This is a genomic window from Longimicrobium sp., from assembly GCF_036399935.1.
In the GTDB taxonomy this organism is placed as follows: Bacteria; Gemmatimonadota; Gemmatimonadetes; order Longimicrobiales; family Longimicrobiaceae; genus Longimicrobium.
Genome location: NZ_DASWMD010000053.1, coordinates 1 through 17,370 on the forward strand (window position 1 = coordinate 1; position 17,370 = coordinate 17,370).

The 17,370-nt window shown below is 70.8% G+C and carries 18 protein-coding genes and 1 rRNA gene; 5 read left to right on the top strand and 14 right to left on the bottom strand.

Features of this window, described 5'->3' with window-relative positions:
• The coding region (locus VGB24_RS16250; RefSeq protein ID WP_331073997.1) for a GNAT family N-acetyltransferase at positions 1-524 on the bottom strand (524 nt) is incomplete at its 3' end.
• A 160-nt stretch (positions 525-684) separates the two neighbouring features.
• Between VGB24_RS16250 and VGB24_RS16255 the strand changes: the two genes are divergently transcribed.
• From VGB24_RS16255 to fabF, 3 genes are all read left to right on the top strand, one after another.
• Positions 685-1,422: a cytochrome c biogenesis CcdA family protein gene (locus VGB24_RS16255; RefSeq protein WP_331073998.1), complete on the top strand. Its 738-nt coding sequence runs from the start codon at positions 685-687 to the stop codon at positions 1,420-1,422.
• 97 nt (positions 1,423-1,519) lie between these two features.
• Positions 1,520-2,176 (top strand): response regulator transcription factor, encoded by a 657-nt coding sequence (locus VGB24_RS16260; protein WP_331022973.1) that lies wholly within the window; start codon positions 1,520-1,522, stop codon positions 2,174-2,176.
• Between the two features lie 72 nt (positions 2,177-2,248).
• Positions 2,249-3,505 carry a beta-ketoacyl-ACP synthase II gene (gene fabF / locus VGB24_RS16265; RefSeq protein WP_331073999.1) on the top strand — a complete coding sequence of 419 codons (1,257 nt, stop codon included), beginning with the start codon at positions 2,249-2,251 and terminating at the stop codon, positions 3,503-3,505.
• Between the two features lie 83 nt (positions 3,506-3,588).
• Here fabF and VGB24_RS16270 read toward each other — a convergent pair whose 3' ends face one another.
• From VGB24_RS16270 to VGB24_RS16285, 4 genes are all read right to left on the bottom strand, one after another.
• Positions 3,589-4,950: a CBS domain-containing protein gene (locus VGB24_RS16270; RefSeq protein ID WP_331074000.1), complete on the bottom strand. Its 1,362-nt coding sequence runs from the start codon at positions 4,948-4,950 to the stop codon at positions 3,589-3,591.
• Between the two features lie 103 nt (positions 4,951-5,053).
• Positions 5,054-5,779 (bottom strand): SURF1 family protein, encoded by a 726-nt coding sequence (locus tag VGB24_RS16275; protein WP_331074001.1) that lies wholly within the window; start codon positions 5,777-5,779, stop codon positions 5,054-5,056.
• Positions 5,780-5,911: 132 nt separating this feature from the next.
• A complete protein-coding gene (locus VGB24_RS16280; protein ID WP_331074002.1) occupies positions 5,912-6,724 on the bottom strand; it encodes a hypothetical protein in 813 nt (270 codons plus the stop codon).
• Between the two features lie 13 nt (positions 6,725-6,737).
• Complete coding sequence (locus VGB24_RS16285) at positions 6,738-7,769, bottom strand: DUF2383 domain-containing protein (RefSeq protein WP_331074003.1); 1,032 nt, start codon at positions 7,767-7,769, stop codon at positions 6,738-6,740.
• Between the two features lie 247 nt (positions 7,770-8,016).
• On the opposite strand from VGB24_RS16285, the gene VGB24_RS16290 reads away from it, so the two are divergent.
• The gene (locus VGB24_RS16290) at positions 8,017-8,529 is read left to right on the top strand and encodes an LEA type 2 family protein (RefSeq protein WP_331074004.1); all 513 of its coding nucleotides are present in this window, start codon (positions 8,017-8,019) and stop codon (positions 8,527-8,529) included.
• A gap of 57 nt (positions 8,530-8,586) precedes the next feature.
• On the opposite strand, the gene VGB24_RS16295 is transcribed toward VGB24_RS16290, so the two are convergent.
• The 7 genes from VGB24_RS16295 to VGB24_RS16325 form a co-directional block, all read right to left on the bottom strand.
• Entirely contained in the window at positions 8,587-8,937 is a 351-nt protein-coding gene (locus VGB24_RS16295) for a hypothetical protein (RefSeq protein ID WP_331074005.1), read from the bottom strand.
• A 2-nt stretch (positions 8,938-8,939) separates the two neighbouring features.
• Positions 8,940-9,347 (bottom strand): hypothetical protein, encoded by a 408-nt coding sequence (locus tag VGB24_RS16300; protein ID WP_331074006.1) that lies wholly within the window; start codon positions 9,345-9,347, stop codon positions 8,940-8,942.
• 446 nt (positions 9,348-9,793) lie between these two features.
• Positions 9,794-10,084 carry a hypothetical protein gene (locus tag VGB24_RS16305; protein ID WP_331074007.1) on the bottom strand — a complete coding sequence of 97 codons (291 nt, stop codon included), beginning with the start codon at positions 10,082-10,084 and terminating at the stop codon, positions 9,794-9,796.
• A gap of 271 nt (positions 10,085-10,355) precedes the next feature.
• Positions 10,356-12,692, bottom strand: a complete 2,337-nt coding sequence (locus tag VGB24_RS16310) for a S9 family peptidase (RefSeq protein ID WP_331074008.1) — start codon at positions 12,690-12,692, stop codon at positions 10,356-10,358.
• Positions 12,693-12,799: 107 nt separating this feature from the next.
• A complete protein-coding gene (gene yhbY, locus VGB24_RS16315) occupies positions 12,800-13,099 on the bottom strand; it encodes a ribosome assembly RNA-binding protein YhbY (protein WP_331074009.1) in 300 nt (99 codons plus the stop codon).
• Positions 13,100-13,255: 156 nt separating this feature from the next.
• Positions 13,256-14,623: a sensor domain-containing diguanylate cyclase gene (locus VGB24_RS16320; RefSeq protein WP_331074010.1), complete on the bottom strand. Its 1,368-nt coding sequence runs from the start codon at positions 14,621-14,623 to the stop codon at positions 13,256-13,258.
• Between the two features lie 282 nt (positions 14,624-14,905).
• Positions 14,906-16,012 (bottom strand): ATP-dependent 6-phosphofructokinase, encoded by a 1,107-nt coding sequence (locus VGB24_RS16325; protein WP_331074011.1) that lies wholly within the window; start codon positions 16,010-16,012, stop codon positions 14,906-14,908.
• Between the two features lie 155 nt (positions 16,013-16,167).
• Here VGB24_RS16325 and VGB24_RS16330 point away from each other — a divergent pair, with 155 nt between their 5' ends.
• Positions 16,168-16,464: a metal-sulfur cluster assembly factor gene (locus VGB24_RS16330; RefSeq protein ID WP_331022959.1), complete on the top strand. Its 297-nt coding sequence runs from the start codon at positions 16,168-16,170 to the stop codon at positions 16,462-16,464.
• A 78-nt stretch (positions 16,465-16,542) separates the two neighbouring features.
• On the opposite strand, the gene VGB24_RS16335 is transcribed toward VGB24_RS16330, so the two are convergent.
• Positions 16,543-17,037 carry a plastocyanin/azurin family copper-binding protein gene (locus VGB24_RS16335; RefSeq protein WP_331074012.1) on the bottom strand — a complete coding sequence of 165 codons (495 nt, stop codon included), beginning with the start codon at positions 17,035-17,037 and terminating at the stop codon, positions 16,543-16,545.
• Positions 17,038-17,285: 248 nt separating this feature from the next.
• Positions 17,286-17,370, bottom strand: a 5S ribosomal RNA gene (rrf, locus tag VGB24_RS16340); the annotation flags it as partial.

The window sequence follows — 17,370 nt, forward strand, 5'->3', positions numbered from 1 at the left end:
GCGCCCCGCCGCTTTTCATCCCAGGTCCTTTTCCCACCTCTGGCCGATGGACGCCGCGCCGAACATCTCGTGGCGCGTCTCGTCCACCAGGCGAAAGCCCTTGGCCTCGTAGATCTTGCGCGCGAAGACGAGGCATCGTTGGTCCACAGGCGCATGGTGCGGTAGCCCACCTGCCGCGCGAAGCGGATGCACTCGTCCACCAGCGCGCCGCCGACGCCCAGGCCGCGGGCGGAGGGCTCCACCAGCAGCAGGCGCAGCCGGCCCACCTCGTCGGCGTCGCGGAACAGCATCACCGACCCGACGCGCTCGCCGCCCCGCTCCGCGATCCAGCAGCGGTCCACGGCGGGGTCGTGCTGGAGCAGGAACTTCGCGGCGATGACGGCCACCAGCCTCTCGAAGCGCTGGTCCCAGCCGTACTCGCGCCAGTACAGCTCCCCGTGCCGCTGAACGATCCATCCCACGTCGCCCGGCTGGTGCCCCCGCAGGATGAACGGTGGCGAGGCGCTCTCCCCTTCCATCGCCATTTCCTCGTCTGTCCTCGTCTGTCCTCGTCTGCCGCACACGCCAATCGACCATCACCCGTCAGGCCCGGCAAGAGCGCCGGATTGCCAGATGCGCGCAATGTGGGCATCTTCTTGTGTCCGTTCGCGTTGCCTGACGCCCCGACATCCACCGCTCCGCCGCATGGAATCCCAGTCCCTGGGCCTGTTCGTCGCCTTTTCGGCAGGGCTGCTCAGCTTTCTTTCGCCCTGCGTGCTGCCGCTGGTGCCCAGCTACGCCACGTTCATCACGGGGATGAGCCTGGACGAACTGGCCGACCACGAGCTGCGCGCGCGCCGCACCGCGCTGGTGCACGGGCTGCTGTTCGTGGCGGGGTTCACCACCGTCTTCATGCTCCTGGGCGCCTCCGCCACCTTCCTGGGCGGCATGATGCGCTACGCCACCACCTGGCTGGAGCGCATCGGCGGGGTGATGCTGATCCTGTTCGGCGCATACCTCCTGGGCATCCTTCGCCTTCCGGGCGCCGGGCGCGAGTGGCGCATGCACCTGGCCGACAAGCCGGCCGGGTACCTGGGCACCGTTCTCGTGGGCGTGACCTTCGGCGCGGGATGGACGCCGTGCATCGGGCCGGTGCTGGGCGGCATCCTGACCCTGGCGGCTACGCGGAGCAGCATGGGCGAGGGGATGGGCCTTCTCGCCGTCTACTCCGCCGGCCTGGCGATCCCGTTTCTGCTGAGTACGCTGCTCATCCAGCGCTTCCTCTCCGCGTTCCGGCGGATGCGGGGATGGCTCCCGTGGATCAACCGCATCAGCGGCGCCATGCTGCTCGTCCTTGGCGTGCTGATGCTCACGGGCCAGTTCACCTTGCTCACCGCGCAGCTGGCCCGCTGGACGCCGGAGTGGCTGTCCACGCGCCTCTGATCCGGCGCTGACGCTTGCTTTCGCACCCGCCGCGGGCCAGATTCCGGCCCCGCGGCGGTCCTGTTTTCCTCCCCTGCATCCCAAGCCCGGACGGCGCATGCCTCCACAAATCCGCATTCTCCTGGTGGACGACCACGCGATGCTGCGCTCCGGCCTGCGCGCGCTGCTGGAGGCGGAGCCCGGGTTCGTGGTGGTGGGCGAGGCGGGCACGGGCGAGGAAGCGGTGATGAAGGTGCCGCAGACCTGCCCCGACGTGGTGGTGATGGACCTGTCGATGCCTGGGATGGGCGGCCTGGAGGCGGTGCGGCAGATCGCCGCCCTGGGCACCACCGCCCGCGTGCTGGTGCTGACGATGCACGGGGAGGAGGAGCACCTGCTCCCCGTGCTGGAGGCCGGGGGAAGCGGCTACGTCACCAAGAGCAGCGCCGACGAGGAGCTGATCGAGGCCATCCGCACCGTGGCCGCCGGTGACGTGTTCCTGTATCCCAGCGGCGCCAAGCTGCTGCTGCGCGGCCTGAAGCAGAAGGCCGAGCCGGGCGAGGAGGATCCGCTCGGAAAGCTGACGGAGCGGGAGCGCGAGGTGCTGGGGTTCACCGTCGAGGGCTTCAGCAGCAGCGAGATCGGCAAGAAGCTGTTCATCAGCCCCAAGACGGTGGATACCTACCGCGCGCGGATCATGGAAAAGCTGGACCTTCACCACCGCAGCGAGCTCGTTCGCTTCGCGCTCCGGCGCGGGCTGCTGAAGGCCGAATAAAAACCCGGGGCGCGCACGAGGGCCGTGGCGCCTGTGGCTGACAATCGAGCACCCGTTTGGAAGCATATGCCGGTGGAGAACCGCAGGGTCGTCATCACGGGCGTGGGGATGGTCACCGCGCTGGGCAACAACGCCGCCGACACGTGGGAGGGGGTCCGGGCCGGCCGCTCCGGCGTCGGCCCGCTCACCCGGTGCCAGCTTCCCGGGCTGGCGCCGGAGATCGCCATCGCCGGCGAGGTGAAGAACTTCAGCGCCGAGCCGGTGATCGACCGCAAGGACGCCCGGCGGATGGACTGGTTCATCCAGTACGCCCTCGTCGCCGCGCACGACGCTATGGTCAACGCGGGGCTGGGCGGGCTGGGGCCCGTGCCGAATCCCGAGGAGACGGGCACCATCGTCGGCTCCGGCATGGGCGGGCTGATCTCCATCATGGAGACCTCCGACACCATGCGCGAAAAGGGGATGAACCGCGTTTCGCCCTTCTTCATCCCCGCCAGCATCATCAACCTGGCCGCCGGGCAGATCGCCATCCGCACCGGCGCGCAGGGGCCCAGCTACGCCCCCGTCTCCGCCTGCGCCAGCAGCAACCACGCGATCGGCGAGGCGTTCCACGCCATCCAGCGCGGCGACGCCCGGATGATGCTGGCCGGCGGCACCGAGGCCTGCCTGACGCCCATCTCCTTCGCCGGCTTCGCCGCGGCCCGCGCCCTCGCCACCCAGTACGAGTCGCCGGAGACGGCGTCGCGCCCGTTCGACGCCACGCGCAGCGGCTTCGTGCACGGCGAGGGCGGCGGCGTGCTGGTGCTCGAGGAGCTGGAAAGCGCCCGCGAGCGCGGCGCGACCATCCTGGCCGAGATCATCGGGTTCGGCATGAGCGCCGACGCCTTCCACATCACCGCGCCCCCCGAGGACGGGGCGGGCGCCGCGCGGGCCATGAGGGCCGCCCTGCGCAGCGCCGGGCTGGCGCCGGAAGAGGTGTCGTACATCAACGCGCACGGCACGTCGACGCCGGTGGGCGACGCGGCCGAGACGCGCGCCATCCGCTCCGTGCTGGGCGCCCACGCCGACCGCGTCCCGGTGTCGTCCACCAAGTCGATGATCGGCCATGCGCTCGGCGGCAGCGCATCGATCGAGGCCGGGGTCTGCGCGATGGCCATCCGTGACGGCATCATCCCGCCCACGATCAACCTGCGCACGCCCGACCCGGAGTGCGACCTGGACTACGTTCCCGACACCGCGCGCGAGCAGGCGCTGGACGTGGTCCTCAGCAACTCGTTCGGCTTCGGCGGGGCGAACACTACCCTCGTGATGCGCCGCTTCGACGGCTGACGATCGACGGCGCACGATCGAAAAACGGGAGGCCCGGATCACCGGGCCTCCCGTTTTCATTCCACCGTGGCTGGCGGAAGGCGTCAGCCGTTGCCGCCCCTCTCACCATCGGCGGCCGTGTTGTCGAGCCCGCCGGCCGCGTCCGACTGGTTGGTTCCGGTGTAGCCGCTCGTGCCGGAGGAGTTTCCGCCGCCGGTCGAACCGCTGGCCGAGTATCCCCCGCCGTGCGACTGCCGGCTGCCGGTGACGTTCTGCGCCAGGTTGCGCACGCTGCCCAGGAACCCGCCGCCGCCGGAGCCCGAACCGGAGCGCCCGCCCCAGCTGCCGCCGCGCCCGCGCGACTGCCCGGGCTCGGAGATCTGCTCCACCGCCTCGGCCAGCTCGTAGCGGCCCTCGCGGCTGTCCAGGTCCGTCGCCACGTCCGCCTGGGCGATGATGCCCACCAGCCGGCCCTCGCGGTCGGTGATGGGAACACGGCGCACCTGCTCGCGCTCCATGACGTTCAGCACGTCACGCAGCGAATCGTTCTTGTTGCAGGTTTCCACCTCGGTGGTCATCACCTGGCTGACCTTGGTGGAGTTGGCGTCCATGCCGTCGGCGACGGCGCGGATGGCGATGTCGCGGTCGGTGAGCACGCCGCGCAGCCTCTTGCTGGTCTCGCTCTCCACGACGGGGATGATGCCCACGTCCAGGTCGCGCATCTTGCGCGCGGCGTCGGCCAGCGACGTTTCGGGCGTCACCGTCTCGGGGTTGTCGGTCATCACGTCGGCGGCGCGCAGGCGCCGCAGCTCTTCGCCGCCGCCCTGCTGCCCGCCACCGTACCCGGGGTCGCCGAACCCGGAGCCGCCGCCCTGGCCCCCGCCGAAGGACCCGCCGCCGTAGCCGCCCCGGCCACCGCTGCTCCATCCGCCGCCGTACCCGCCGGAGTTCTGCCCGCCACCACCGTACCCGCCGCCGCCGCCACCGCCGCCGCCGTGGGAGCCGCCGCCGTAGCCACCCCCGCCGTAGCCGCCGCCGGACTCACCGCGGAAGCCCGGGTCGCCGTAGCCGTAGCCGCCGTACCCCTGGCCGCCGCCGTACATCCCGCCGCCGAAGCCCTGGCCGCCGTAGCCGTACCCACCGCCGGAGTGCGTGTCGCGTCCGCTCCCCCAGTCGGCGTCGCCGGAGTAGCCCCCGCCGCCGGAGCCGCTGCCTGCGCCGTACCCGCCGTAGCCGGAGCCGCCGCGCGCGCCGCCATACCCGCCGGCGCCGAACTCGTTGTCGTACGCGCCGCCCCCGGGCCCAAAGCCGGAGAAGCCGCCGCTCTGGCCGCCGCCGGCGTCCGAGCCCATGCCGCCGTACTCACCGCCACGCGAGGCGCCACCGCGATTTCCCCCACCGCCGCCGTACCCACCCTGGCCGAACCGCCCGCGGTCCTGGCCGTAGTCGCGTCCGTAGCCTGCCATGCCTCGTCTCCTCGTTCTGGTGACCTGGCCTTCCAAAACTCACTCCCCGCGCCGGGGAGAGGGAGGGACGGCGGGTGCAAGATGGATACCCCGCGACGGGGTCCTACGCCCTCCTCCGCCGCAGGGCGACGACGCCGAATCCGATCACGGCGATGGCCGCAAAGCTGAACCACTGCACCGCATAGCTCAGGTGGTTCCCCTCGCCCATCTCCGGCAGCGGCACGGGAATGGGAGGATCGGACACGGCCCCGTCCGCCAGCTGCTGCACGTGCACGGGAAGCACCTCACCCCGCATCCGTACGCGAAGGGAGGCCAGGTCCAGCCGCCGGTAGGTGGTGTCGTCCCCGACGCGGCCTGCGGGCATTCCGCCGTCCGGACGCGTCTCCACCGGCAGCAGCACCCCGGTCACGGCGACCTCGCCCGTGTCCGGCCGCAGCGCGGAGCGGTCGACCGTGGCCGCGTCCGGCGAGGGCGCCCAGCCCCGGTTCACCATCACCACGCGCCCGCCCGCCAGCACCAGCGGCGCGGCGATGTGCACCCCCGGATTCCCCCCCCTGGCGCGGGCGCGCAGCACCACGGCGCCCGCGGGAGCGTAGCGGCCCCGGACACGCACGCGGCGCCAGACGTACGCGTCAGGATCCGCGGTGACGGCGGCGGAGGTGGCGGCATCCAGCACCAGCGGCGGCCGGGCAGTCGCGGTGCGGACCGCCTCGTTGCGGGCGCGCCGCTCCTTCAGCCGGTCCAGCTGCCACATCCCCAGCCGCACGCACACGCCGGCGACGAGCAAAACGAACACGGCGGCGAGAATGCCGCGCAGGGTGAACTTCACGGGAACGATGCGGGTTGGTCGAACGAGATCCAGGCCTGGCGAAGCGAAAAGGTAAGCGCGGCGGCGGGGGACGGAAACGGGGCGCCGGCCTCCATGGCCGGCGCCCCGCTCACCCGCAACTCGCGCCCGCGATCAGACCGGGGCGGGCAGGGGGTCGCGGTCCAGGCCGCCCTCGTCGCCGCGGGGCGGATACGAGTCGGCATCGTGCAGCGGCATGCCGTCGTACTCCCCCGTCGTCCGAGCGGAACCGGTGACCCCCATCGCCGACACCTCGTCGAATTCCTCGCGATACGCGGGGGCGCTCCGGCGGCGGCGCAGCAGGCCGCGGCGGGGCCGCTCCTCTTCACCGCGCAGGGCCGCCAGCTCCGCCTCCTGCTGGTTGGCCACCTCCATCAGCCGGCGGGCGCGGCGCTCCCACAGCTCCGCCTTCTCCTGGGAGTGGGTGCTGTACGCCGCCCGGCCCCGCACGTCCTGGTTCATGCCGAACTCGCGGATGGCGGGGCGGGCGCCCTCGTCCTCGTCGCTTTCGCCCGTCAGGTAGCCGAGCACCAGTCCGGCCAGGAACACGCCCCCCAGCAGGGGGAAGGCGTTCTCGCGCGCCTTGCGGCGCACGGGGGCCATCACGTCGAGCTTCTCCTCCACCTGCGCCCGCTTGCGGACGAGGGCTTCCTCGATCTGCTCGATGGTGTCGGACATCCGCGCGCGCGTCTGCTCGATTTGCAGGCGCGCCAGCTCGGGGTCGCTCACGTCGGCGATGGTTCCCGGGGCCGTCGCGTGGACGGACGAGCCAGCCGTCACGTGCAGGGACGAGGAATCCGTGGTGTGGCCCGACGACGGGGTGATCACGACTTCGGGATGGGTCACGCGCCCGGGCACGGCCCCGCCGGCGAGCGCCACGTCGGGGACGGTATCGTCGTCCCCTCGCGTTACGTTCAGGTCAGCCATAGGTCACTCCCGGTCAGCGAAGGAGCCGGCCAATGAAGAAGCCGGCGATTCCGGCGATCACCAGCGTCTGGAGCGGACGCTCGTTGTACCGCTGCTCGAACTGGTCTCCGGCGCCGCGCGCGCCGGCCGCCACCGTCTGCGCGCGGCCGCGCAGCTGCGTCATGGGATCGGTGCTGGGCGCGCGATAGCCGCCGTCGCCCAGCGCGGCCCCGCCGTACAGGTCGGCGCGCGGGGTGGGGTGCATCACGCCCTCCAGGCGGCTGCGCACCGCGCCCGCGCCGGCTGCAACCGAGTCGGCCACGCCCGACGCGCGCACCTTCTCGCGTGCCTGCTCGGCCAGCTCCGCCGCGCGCACGCGCGCCTGGGCCGCGAGAATGCGTGCCTGCTCGGCCATCTCGGCCGCACGCTCCCGCGCCTGTTCCGCCACGTCCGACACGGTCTCACGCGCCTGCCCGGTGACTTCCGAAACAGTTTCGCGCACCTGGTCCATGCGCGAGCCGTGCGCCATCAGGTGCTCGCGGGCCGCGTTGCTCGCGTCGAGCTCCGGACCCTCGCCCGCGCCCAGCCCCATGGCCGCCATCACGTCCGACACCCAGCGGTAGTGCCGCTCTTCGTCGAGCGCGGCCCGGTCGATGATGCGCTTGATGTTGTTGGGCCAGAAGTTGGCCTTGGCCGCGTACGTGTCGTACTTGGCGCGCACCTGGAGCTCGTTGTGGCGGAACGCGGTGAGCAGCCCCCGGTCGCCCGCCAGGCCGGCCAGGCTCTGCAGCGCCAGCTTGAACGGCCCCGTGAGGTGCGGGTGGTTCTTCGGCTGGCCGCCCAGCTCCGAGATCAGCTCGTTCAGCTCGCGGATGTGCCGCTCGTGGTCGCGCAGGAACCCGGCGATCTGGGCCGCGTGGTCGCGGTCCTTGAGCTTTTCCATCGCGATCTCGTACGCGCCGACGGCATCATGGTCGAGCTGGAGCAGGTCGTTCAACCCGTCCAGGATCTCGGCCGTGGCCGCCGGTACGGTTCCCACCTCCGGGCGTGTCGTATCGGTGTCCACCGCTTCCTCCCTCCGTGAGAATCCCTTGTCCCGGTCCTGCTCTGCCGCGCCGTGTCTCCGCGCGGCTCGGGAGGGCGCCGCCATGCACGAGCCGTTCCAACCACCCCGTTGAGCGGGGACGCGCCCGGGAAGGGCGGCCGACACCGGAACCAGCGGGCGCCGTCCTTGCACTGGATGGCCTGCGACGCGGGAAGGCCGTCAGTGGGACGGAGCGCCCCGGCGTAGGTGAAAGCAAGGAGATACCCCAATGAGACTGGCAGCTCGAGCCTGGTTTCTGACCCTCATGTTCGCCGCCCTGTCCGGATGCGCCGGGCTGGGGCTGGAGCAGGTGCTACAGGCCCCGTCCTTCCGCGTGGACAGCGGCCAGCAGGCGCAGCTCCGCCTGCTTCCGCCGTCGATGGACCGTCCCACCGGCGGCGCGGCCGTGCGGCTGTACGCGCGGGTGAGCAACCCCAACCCGGTGGGCCTCACGCTCACGCGGCTGATCGGCAGCCTGTCGCTCTCCGGCCGCGAGGCCGCCGACGTCAGCTTTCCGCTGGGCGTACCCATGCAGGCGAACGGCGAAACGGTGATCCCCATCGACATCGCCATCGACTTCAGCGACGTTCCCGGCCTGCTGGACGTAGCCCGCAACGCGCTCTCCGGCCGCGGTATCAACTACCAGCTGAACGGCACCATCGGCGTGGATGCCGGGCTGCTGGGCCAGCCCAGCTTCGGCCCCATGCGGCTGCTCGAAGGCGACCTGCGCGTCACCCGCTGAGGCACGCGGGGTCGCGATTCGAAGCCTCGCTGCCGCCACGGCAGCGAGGCTTTGGCATCAGTGGCGGAGAGGCATCGGCGGCTTGTCGTCGGGCCGCGGCGGTCCCTGGAATAGCATGTTGTTCACCAGTACGGCCGCCTCGTTGTACCGCTCCGTCGTAATGCACCCCGCCGCATACAACGCGCGCGCTACGTCCCTGATCCGGGGGCCCAGCCGGGGCACTACGCCCCACGCAATGACGACGACGAAGAAGGCGTACCCCGAGAACACGTACAGCATCACTTCGCCGAGCACCAGTTGCAGCAACAGGGCGGGGAGTAGGACCGTCAGGGCGTTTTCACGGAGGAACTGAGCGATTCCGCCAACGCGCATGAGACGGTCGAGTTCGCGGGCGTCCAGGGTTCTCATTCTCACCTCCAAGTCTTGACGATTTGATAACTGCAGTAGATGCCGAGCGCGAGAATGTTCGGCCCGATGATCCCCACGCCGAGTCGCTTCCTGTCCGTCATCCGGTTGCCGGCGTCGCGGGCCCACGAGTGGGTCCGGTCGATGTCCAACGAAATGACAAGCCCGAGCAGCACGATCAGCAGCCATCCGACTCCAGGTGAAACGTCGGCCTCCACGGGGGCCACCCGCATGTCGCTCACCACCACTCCAAAGGTCATGAAGAGCAGCGTGGTGCCGATCGCCCAATCGTTCCGGCGCGGGCTGGGGTCACCATCGCGCCTGCCCAGCCGGCGGGTGTACATGCCCACCAGCGTGAGCATCAGCGGGTATCCGAGCAGCTGCACCGCGGCGTTCGCGAACGGGTCTCTCATCTCCGGCTGGCACTGTCCGACGTGAAGCGCGAACCTGCAACGTGCGTCTAATTTGCACGTGGTGAAGCTGACAGTCAAGACAATCGTTTGCGACACCGGGCGCACGGTTCGCGCTCGGCTCACAGGCGCGAATCGCAGGCGCCATCCGGTTAAATATCAACAGCTTAGCATCCTTCTGCGATGACAGTCGGGAATTTCGACGGAGGCGATGACACCGCTCCCGCCAGCGGGTGAGAGCACCGAATGCAGAAAACGAGAAAGGGAGCGCCGAAGCGCTCCCTTTCTCGTTCCACTCCCCCTGTCACACCCCATGAAGCTTTCCATCTCGCGGGTCCCCCAACCCGCGTCCTGCTCCCCCCCGTCACCTCCCCACCCCGTGCCGGCGAACGTCCCCCAACGTCCGGCCCGGCACCCTGCTCCGCGGGTCCCCCAACCCGCGGCCCTGCTCAGGCTTCCTTGCCCGTTCCGGCCAGGATGCCCACCGCCCGGAAGCACTTGTGGCAGTACAGCGCCGCCGCGTACTCGCCCTCGGGATTGGTCACCGACGCAAACCCGTTGGGATCGATCTCCGGCTCGATGAACGCCAGGACCTCGATGGTGTCGGGCCCGCACAGCGGACACGGCACGTTGGAGGGATCCTTCCGGTACGCCATCAGCAGCTCGAGCGCTTCCGCGTCCGTGAACGGGCCTTTCGGCTGCGGGAGGGCCTCGGCGAGCTCCTTCACGATCCGGTTCATAGCGCCTCCTTCGGGTTCCCTCTATTCGTCAGCCTCAGCTCTCGATCTTCGTGTGCCCCATCGTAAAGCAACCCGTGTGCCATCCCCTTGACCACCAACCAGATGTGCGAGATCGATGGCTCTCGCGGAGATGGCCCTCCCCTTCCGGGCGGCGGTTCTCCGCCCGTCGGTGCGCACCGGTAAAGCAAGCACCGTTCCAAAATCCGCCCATGTTACGCAAGCCGATGTGGTGCATCAGCTTGCGTCACTCCGGCGAGCGGACTGGCCGTCGTCAGTTGGGCAGCGGCGGCGATCCGGGCCTGAGCGTGCGCTCGAACAGCTCGTAGATGCGGCGATACTCGTCCGTCCACGAATCCGCCCGTTGAAAGGCGTGGTCCTCCACGGGGTACACGGCCATCTCCCAGTTGGTCTTGCCCAGCTCGATCAGCCGCTGCGCCAGGCGCGCCACGTCCTGAAAGTGCACGTTCACGTCCACCATCCCGTGCGCGATCAGCAGGTCGCCGCGCAGCCCTTCGGCAAAGTAGATGGGCGACGAGCGGCGGTAGGCCAGCGTGTCTTCGTGCGGCAGGTTCAGGATGCGGCTGGTGTACCAGTGGTTGTAGTGCGCCCAGTCGGTCACCGAGCGGAGGGCCGCGCCGCTGCGGAACGTCTCCGGCTCGGTGAACATCCCCATCAGCGTGATGAACCCCCCGTACGAACCCCCGTAGATGCCCACGCGCTTCGGATCCACACCCTCGCGGGCCACCATCCATCGCGCGGCGTCTACCTGGTCCGTCAGGTCCTTGCCGCCCATGTGCCGGTAGATGCCCGTGCGCACCGCCGCGCCGTAGCCGGCCGAGCCGCGGTAGTCCACATCCATCACCGTGTACCCCCGCGAGGCCAGCAGGTGATGGAACATGTACTCCCGGAAGTACGTGCTCCACCCGCGATGCGCGTTCTGCAGGTAGCCGGCGCCGTGCACGAAGATCACCGCGCCCCCGTGCGGCTGCGCGCCCAGGTCGCGCGGGCGGAAGATGCGGGCGTACACCGTCTGCCCGTCGCGCGCGGCGAACGACACCACCTCGGGGCGAATCCACGGCCCGCGGCGGAACTCGGCCGTGCGCGACTCCGTCACCTGCCGCGGCCGCGCGCCGGGGCGGTTGGGCATCAGGTACAGCTCCGGCGGCGCGTTGGCGACCGAGTGGAGCAGCGCCAGCCAGCGCGCGTCGGGGGACGGCGTGACGGTGGTCCACCCCTCCAGCGGCGACACGCGCGTGCGCGGTCCGCCGCCGACGGGGATCGAGTAGACGGCCCGCTCGCCAGGGTGCGTTTCGCTCGTCGTGACCAGGAAGGTGCGCCGGTCGGGCGACAGGGTGACGTCCTCCACCTCCCACTGGCCGGAGGTGATGGCCGTCGCCGGCCCACCCGTGGCGGGTGCGGTGTACAGGTGCGCGTAGCCGGTGCGCTCGGAAACGAAGTAGATGCGGTCGTTCGAGAGCCAGCTGGCGGTGAACAGCCCCGGACCACCCACCCAGGCCGTGTCCCGCAGTGCGTCCACCGTCGTCGTGCGCCCGTCCGGCCCCACCACGTAGATCCAGCGGTCCTTGTAGTCGAACGGAACGCCCACCAGCAGCGCGCGGTCCTCCGTGGGGGCCCATCCGGCGGGGGTGATCGCCAGCTTCCGTGCCGCGTGGGCACTGTCGGGAGCGATCCACGTGAGCCGCGAGGTGTGAAGGTCCAGGATGGCGGCCTTCTCCACGTCCTGCACGTCGCCCACCTTGTTCCGCACGTTCAGGGGCTCGGTGTAGCCGCTCTCCGTGACCCACGCGGGCACCATGGTCTGCTGGTCGCCCTCCACGTTCTCGCTGACGCCCAGCAGCACGTATCGCCCGGAAGGCGACACGTCGAAGTAGCTGATGGAGGTGTTCTTCCCCAGGTACGCGGGGCGCACGGTGGCGCGAAGCGAATCCAGCAGCTCGCGCCGCTCCCGCTCGGCCCGGCGGTCGCGGACCACGTCGAAGAGCTCCGCCTGCCGCGTGCGCAGGTCCCCGCGCGCGCCGGTGGGCTCGTTCGTCCGCGGGGCGTTGTCCAGCCGAAGGTCCGTCAGCTGGCGCAGGGGCCCGCCCGCGACAGGGACGGAGAACAGGTTGTTGGCCGACATCCAGAACACGGTGCGGCCGTCCAGCGACAGCTCCGGGCCGCGCTCCCGCGCCGGGGTGTCGGTGATGCGGCGCTCGGCACCGTTCCGGTCCACCACGAAGACGTCGCCGAGCCGCTCGAAGGCGCGCCGCGACCGGTCCAGCGTCCACCCGCCGCCGCCGGACGGCGGAAGGACCCGATCGGCCACCGAGTCCGGCAGCATCTCGGGCGCGCCGCCGCCGGCGGCCACGCGGTACACGTGCGTCGCCGTGTCGCGCGCCTCGGGCTGCCGCCAGCGGAAGTACACCCAGCGGCCGTCCGCCGACCAGCGGACGTCGTCGGGCGAGCGGCCCACCAGCTCGGGGCCGCGCATGATGTTGCGGACGGAGAGGTCGAAGCCGTTGGCGGCCGTCTGCGCGCTCGCGGGCGCCGCCTGCGCCGCCGTGAGCAGGAGCGCGCCCGCGGCCGCGGCGCGAGCAGAAAAAAACATCGGCGTTCCAGGGAGGTGAGGGGAGAGCTGCGAATTCCTTAGCACAGTCTACGCAAACGCGCCCGGCGCTACAAGGCGCCGGGCGCGGAGAATCCGTCCGGGGCGGATCAGCCGGGAAGCTGGATCTCTGGCTTTTCGGGGTGTGGCCGGTACAGCACGCCCACGCGGCCGATGGCCTGCACCGCCACGGCCCCGTCGATCCGTTCCGCGAGCGCTGCGGCGCCCTCGCGCGCGGTCATCCGCGCCGCTTCCAGGATCTTCACCTTCAGCAGCTCGCGGGTGTTGAAGGCCTCCTCCAGCGACCGGATCGTCTGATCGGTGACGCCCTCCTTGCCCACGAAGAGCACCGGGTTCAGGTGGTGGGCGAGCGACTTGAGGTGCGCCCGCTGCTTGGGAGTCAGTTCCACGGCCTGGCCTGCGGTCGATGTTCAGAAGGGATTTCGGTCGATTGCCTTACGCGGACAAGATAGCGAGCCGCGTGCCGCGGTGCAGGGGGAAAGCGCGAGCCCCGCCCCGCGCGAACGGCGGGGCGGGGCTGCGGGTATCCATTCAGGATCGGACGGTCAGGCCAGTTCCACGCGGTTGCGGCCGTTGCTCTTGGCCTGGTACAGCGCCCGGTCCGCCGCGCGAACCAGGTCCGTGTGGTTCGTCGCGTCCGCGGGAAACGCCGCCACGCCAAAGCTGGCGGTCAGCGGGCGGGGCACCTCGGCGTTGGGGGGCAGCGCCTCCACCAGCACCCGCAGCCGCTCCGCCAGCTTCAGCCCCTCTTCCTTGGTGGTCTCGGGAAAGACCAGGGCGAACTCCTCGCCGCCGTAGCGGCAGGCACTGTCGGTGCTCCGGAACGCATGCCGTACCGCCCGCCCGATCCGCTGCAGCGCGTGGTCGCCCACCTCGTGGCCGAAGTCGTCGTTGATGGCCTTGAAGCGGTCGATGTCCAGCAGCACCAGGCACAGCGGCCGGTTGTACCGCTGCGAGCGCGCCAGCTCGTTCTCCAGGATCTCGTCGAAGCCCCGGCGGTTGTGGCAGCCCGTCAGCGGGTCGATGGTGGCCTGCGCGCGAAGCCGGTCGAGCAGCTCGGCGTTGCGCAGCGCGATGGCCGACGAGTCGGCGAGGGCGCGCAGCAGGGCCAGGTCGTGCGGCTCGTACGGCGCGTCGGTCATGCGGCGGCCCAGGATCAGCAGCCCCGCCTCTTCGTCGCCGAAGTCCAGCGGCGCCACCACGGCCACCTCGGCCGGCACGTGGTCGCGGATCTCCGCGTCCTCGGGGGGAATCACCGGCGGCTGTCCCGGCGCGGCGATGGCCCGCACCACCCGCCCCGGAATGGCGAACGCCACCGACTCGCCGCGCAGTGAGCGCACGGCGCGGCAGGTGTACTGCTCACCCTCGGTGTGGTACAGCGCCGCCCACCAGGCGAAGAACACCTCGCCCACCGAGTCCAGCACCAGCCGCTCCGTCTCCTCCGCGCCGCGCACCACGGACAGCGTGCGCGCCACCTGCTGCAGCGCCCCCAGGTGAAAGCGAAGCTGGTCGAGCTCCAGGGTCTGCGCGGCGCGGTGCTGCTGCACGGCCCAGACGCGCTCCAGCTGCTCGGCCACGGCCTGCACCGCCTGGGCGTCGTACTGGGCCGTGTGGGCGCCCGCCAGAACCCTTCCCTGCCCTCCGGGCGCGTCGAAGCTCGCCAGCGGCACCAGCCCCTCGGCGTCGTCCCCCACGGCCAGCGGCACCGGCCGCGTGGGCACTTCTACCCGGGCGGGGCCGCCGGTCAGCGCGCGCACGGCATCCACGCACGCCTGCGCCACCTGCGGGGGCGTGCCCAGCAGCGGAACGGCCGCGAACGCCTGCGACACCACGGACACCTGCGGCCCGGCGGGATCGCCCGCGTCTTCCGCGGTAGCCCACAAGCGCGGCGGCGCTTCCATGCGAACGTGCATCGTGGGGAGGGAAAGGGGCCCGGCGGGGCAGACCCGGCGGGGAAGGCCGGGGCGGCTGGCTGATACCGGAGCGTGGTGCAGTTACTCTAACAGCCGCACGCGCCGATAGACAAGTGCAGGGAGCGAAAACGGGGCCGTACGCACGATCAGCCCGCTTCGTGGCGAGCGGCGAGCGGAACTCCTTGCCCCGCACGCGTTTTGGCCCTGATTGCCACCGGCGTGCGCTCCCGCAAGTCCGTGGACGGCCGCCGGGAGATGCCACTGCTGCCGCGATTTGCGAGATCAGTCGCCGAACGAAATGCCCAGCTGGCGCGCCGTCATCACCAGCTCCGAATCCGCCGGCACACGCTTGATGTCGCGGATGGCGTCACCCAGCGGAACGGCGCGGATGTAATTGCCCTGCAGCGCCACCATGGTGCCCAGCTGGCCCTCGCGGATGCAGCGCACCGCCGCCGCGCCGAAGCGAAGCGCAAGGCTGCGGTCGTAGGCGATGGGCTCGCCGCCGCGCTGGATGTGGCCCAGCACCATCGAGCGGGTTTCCTTCTCCGTCGCGTCATACAGCTGGGCGGCGATGCGGTCGGCGATGCCGCCGTAGCGCCCCGTCTCGTCGGCGTAGCTGGCCTCGCCGTCCCGCGGCCGCGCGCCCTCGGCCACGACCACGATGCTGAAGCGGCGCCGCTGGCGGTCGCGCTCGCGCACCTTTTCGGCGATCTTGGCGATGTCGTACGGGATTTCGGGGATCAGGATGACGTCGGCCCCGCCCGCCAGCCCCGACTCCAGGGCGATCCACCCCGTGTGCCGTCCCATCAGCTGCACCACCATCACCCGCTGGTGCGCCTCGGCGGTGCTGTGCAGCCGGCCGATGGCGTCCGTGGCCACCTCCACCGCCGACTGGAAGCCGAAGGTGACGTCGGTGGCGCTCAGGTCGTTGTCGATGGTCTTGGGGACGCCGATCACCGGCAGCCCCTTCTGGTGCAGGGCGTGGGCGATGCTCAGCGACCCGTCGCCCCCGATGGCGATCAGCGCGTCGATCTGGCACTCGCGGAATCGCTGCACGATCTCATCGGACCGGTCGACCGTGCCCCAGGTTCCGTCCGGCTGGCGCACCTCCAGGCCGAACGGGTTGCCGCGGGTGGTGGTGCCCAGGATGGTGCCGCCCAGGTGGGTGATCCCGCGGACCGCTTGTGCCGTCAGGGGAAAGAGCCCCTCCTCGCCGTCGACCTCGCCCTCCAGGATGCCCATGTATCCGCGGCGGATGCCGAACACCTCCCACCCTTCGTTCAGGGCGGCCAGGGTAGCCGCGCGGATCACGGCGTTCAGCCCCGGGGCGTCGCCGCCACCCGTGTTGATGGCGATCCGGCGGACTTTCGTGTTGCTGCTGTCGGACATGGCTTTCACGGTGCGGAGTCGGCGGCATCCTGGCGCGGGAAAGATACGCAGGCGGGGCGGGCGGGCAAGCGCGGGTTGACACACCCGCCACGGGGGGACAGCTTCCGCCGAACGGCGCGGTCGTACGGGCCGGGGCGGATCAGGAGACGAATGGAATGGTCGACGAAAAGGAAGTGCGCAAGGCGCTGCGCAAGGTCAAGGACCCGGAGCTCAAGCTGGACTTGGTGGTGCTGGGGCTGATCTACGACATCAAGATCGACGGCGGCCGCGTGGACGTCACGATGTCGCTCACGTCGCCGGGATGCCCCGTGGCGGGCGAACTGCTGACGAAGGCGCGCGAGGCGGTGGAGTCGGTTCCCGGCGTGGAGCAGGCCGAGGTGGAGCTCACGTTTTCGCCGCCCTGGTCGGCGGACCGCATCAACCCCACGATCCGGGCCGCGCTGGGCCTTTGATCGATGGGAGAGGCATCGATCACGAAAAAGGAGCCGCCCCGAAGGACGGCTCCTTTTTTCGTGCCGCGGAAACCGCGTTTACTCGGTGACCGTGATCGTGCCGCGCATGCCCATGCCGGCGTGCGGCATGCAGACGTAGTTGTAGGTGCCCGGCGCCCAGTCGGCCGGGACTTCGAAGGTCTGCCCCGCCTGCGTGTAGAGCGGGCTGTCCGCGGGCGGCGTGAAGCCGGCCGGGTTGCCCTGCGCCAGGCTGAACGAAACGTTGTGCGGAGCGCTGCCGTCGGCCATGGTCCAGCGGATGCGATCGCCGCGCTTGACGGTGACCGTCGCGGGCTGGAACTCGCCGGAGGCGCCGTTCTGGGTGGTCACCATCTTGACGTCGTGCACGGTGCCCGAGCCGGTGGAGGGCGCCGGCGCCGGAGCGGAGGCATCGGTTGCCGGGGCGGGGGCCGCCGCGGTCTCGGTGCCCTGCGCCGCCGTGTCGCTGGAAGCAGCCTGTTCGTCGCCGCCGCCGCACGCGGCCGCAAGCGCGAGAAGCGCAATGGCGGGAAGCTTCATCAGATCGCGAGTCATCGTGATCAACTCTCTCCTAAAGGTGTGTCGAAGTCGGTCGCACAGGCTCGTTCCCTGAGCGAGCCGGAAGATACCGGCCCGCAAGCCCCGGCACAATACCGATTTACGGTCTGGTGCCGTACGAATGCTCCGTACGATTCGGTGCTTCCTTGTGGGGGGAAGCCCTACAGCCATGGATCGCACGGAGGGTGCAGAACGCCAAACGCCCGCCCTGATCACGAGGATCAGGGCGGGCGTTCGGAATAAAAGGCCGGCGGCGCCGTACTCTCCCACCGGGTGGCCCCGGCAGTACCATCCGCGCAGCGGGTTTTCACTTCCGAGTTCGGGATGGGA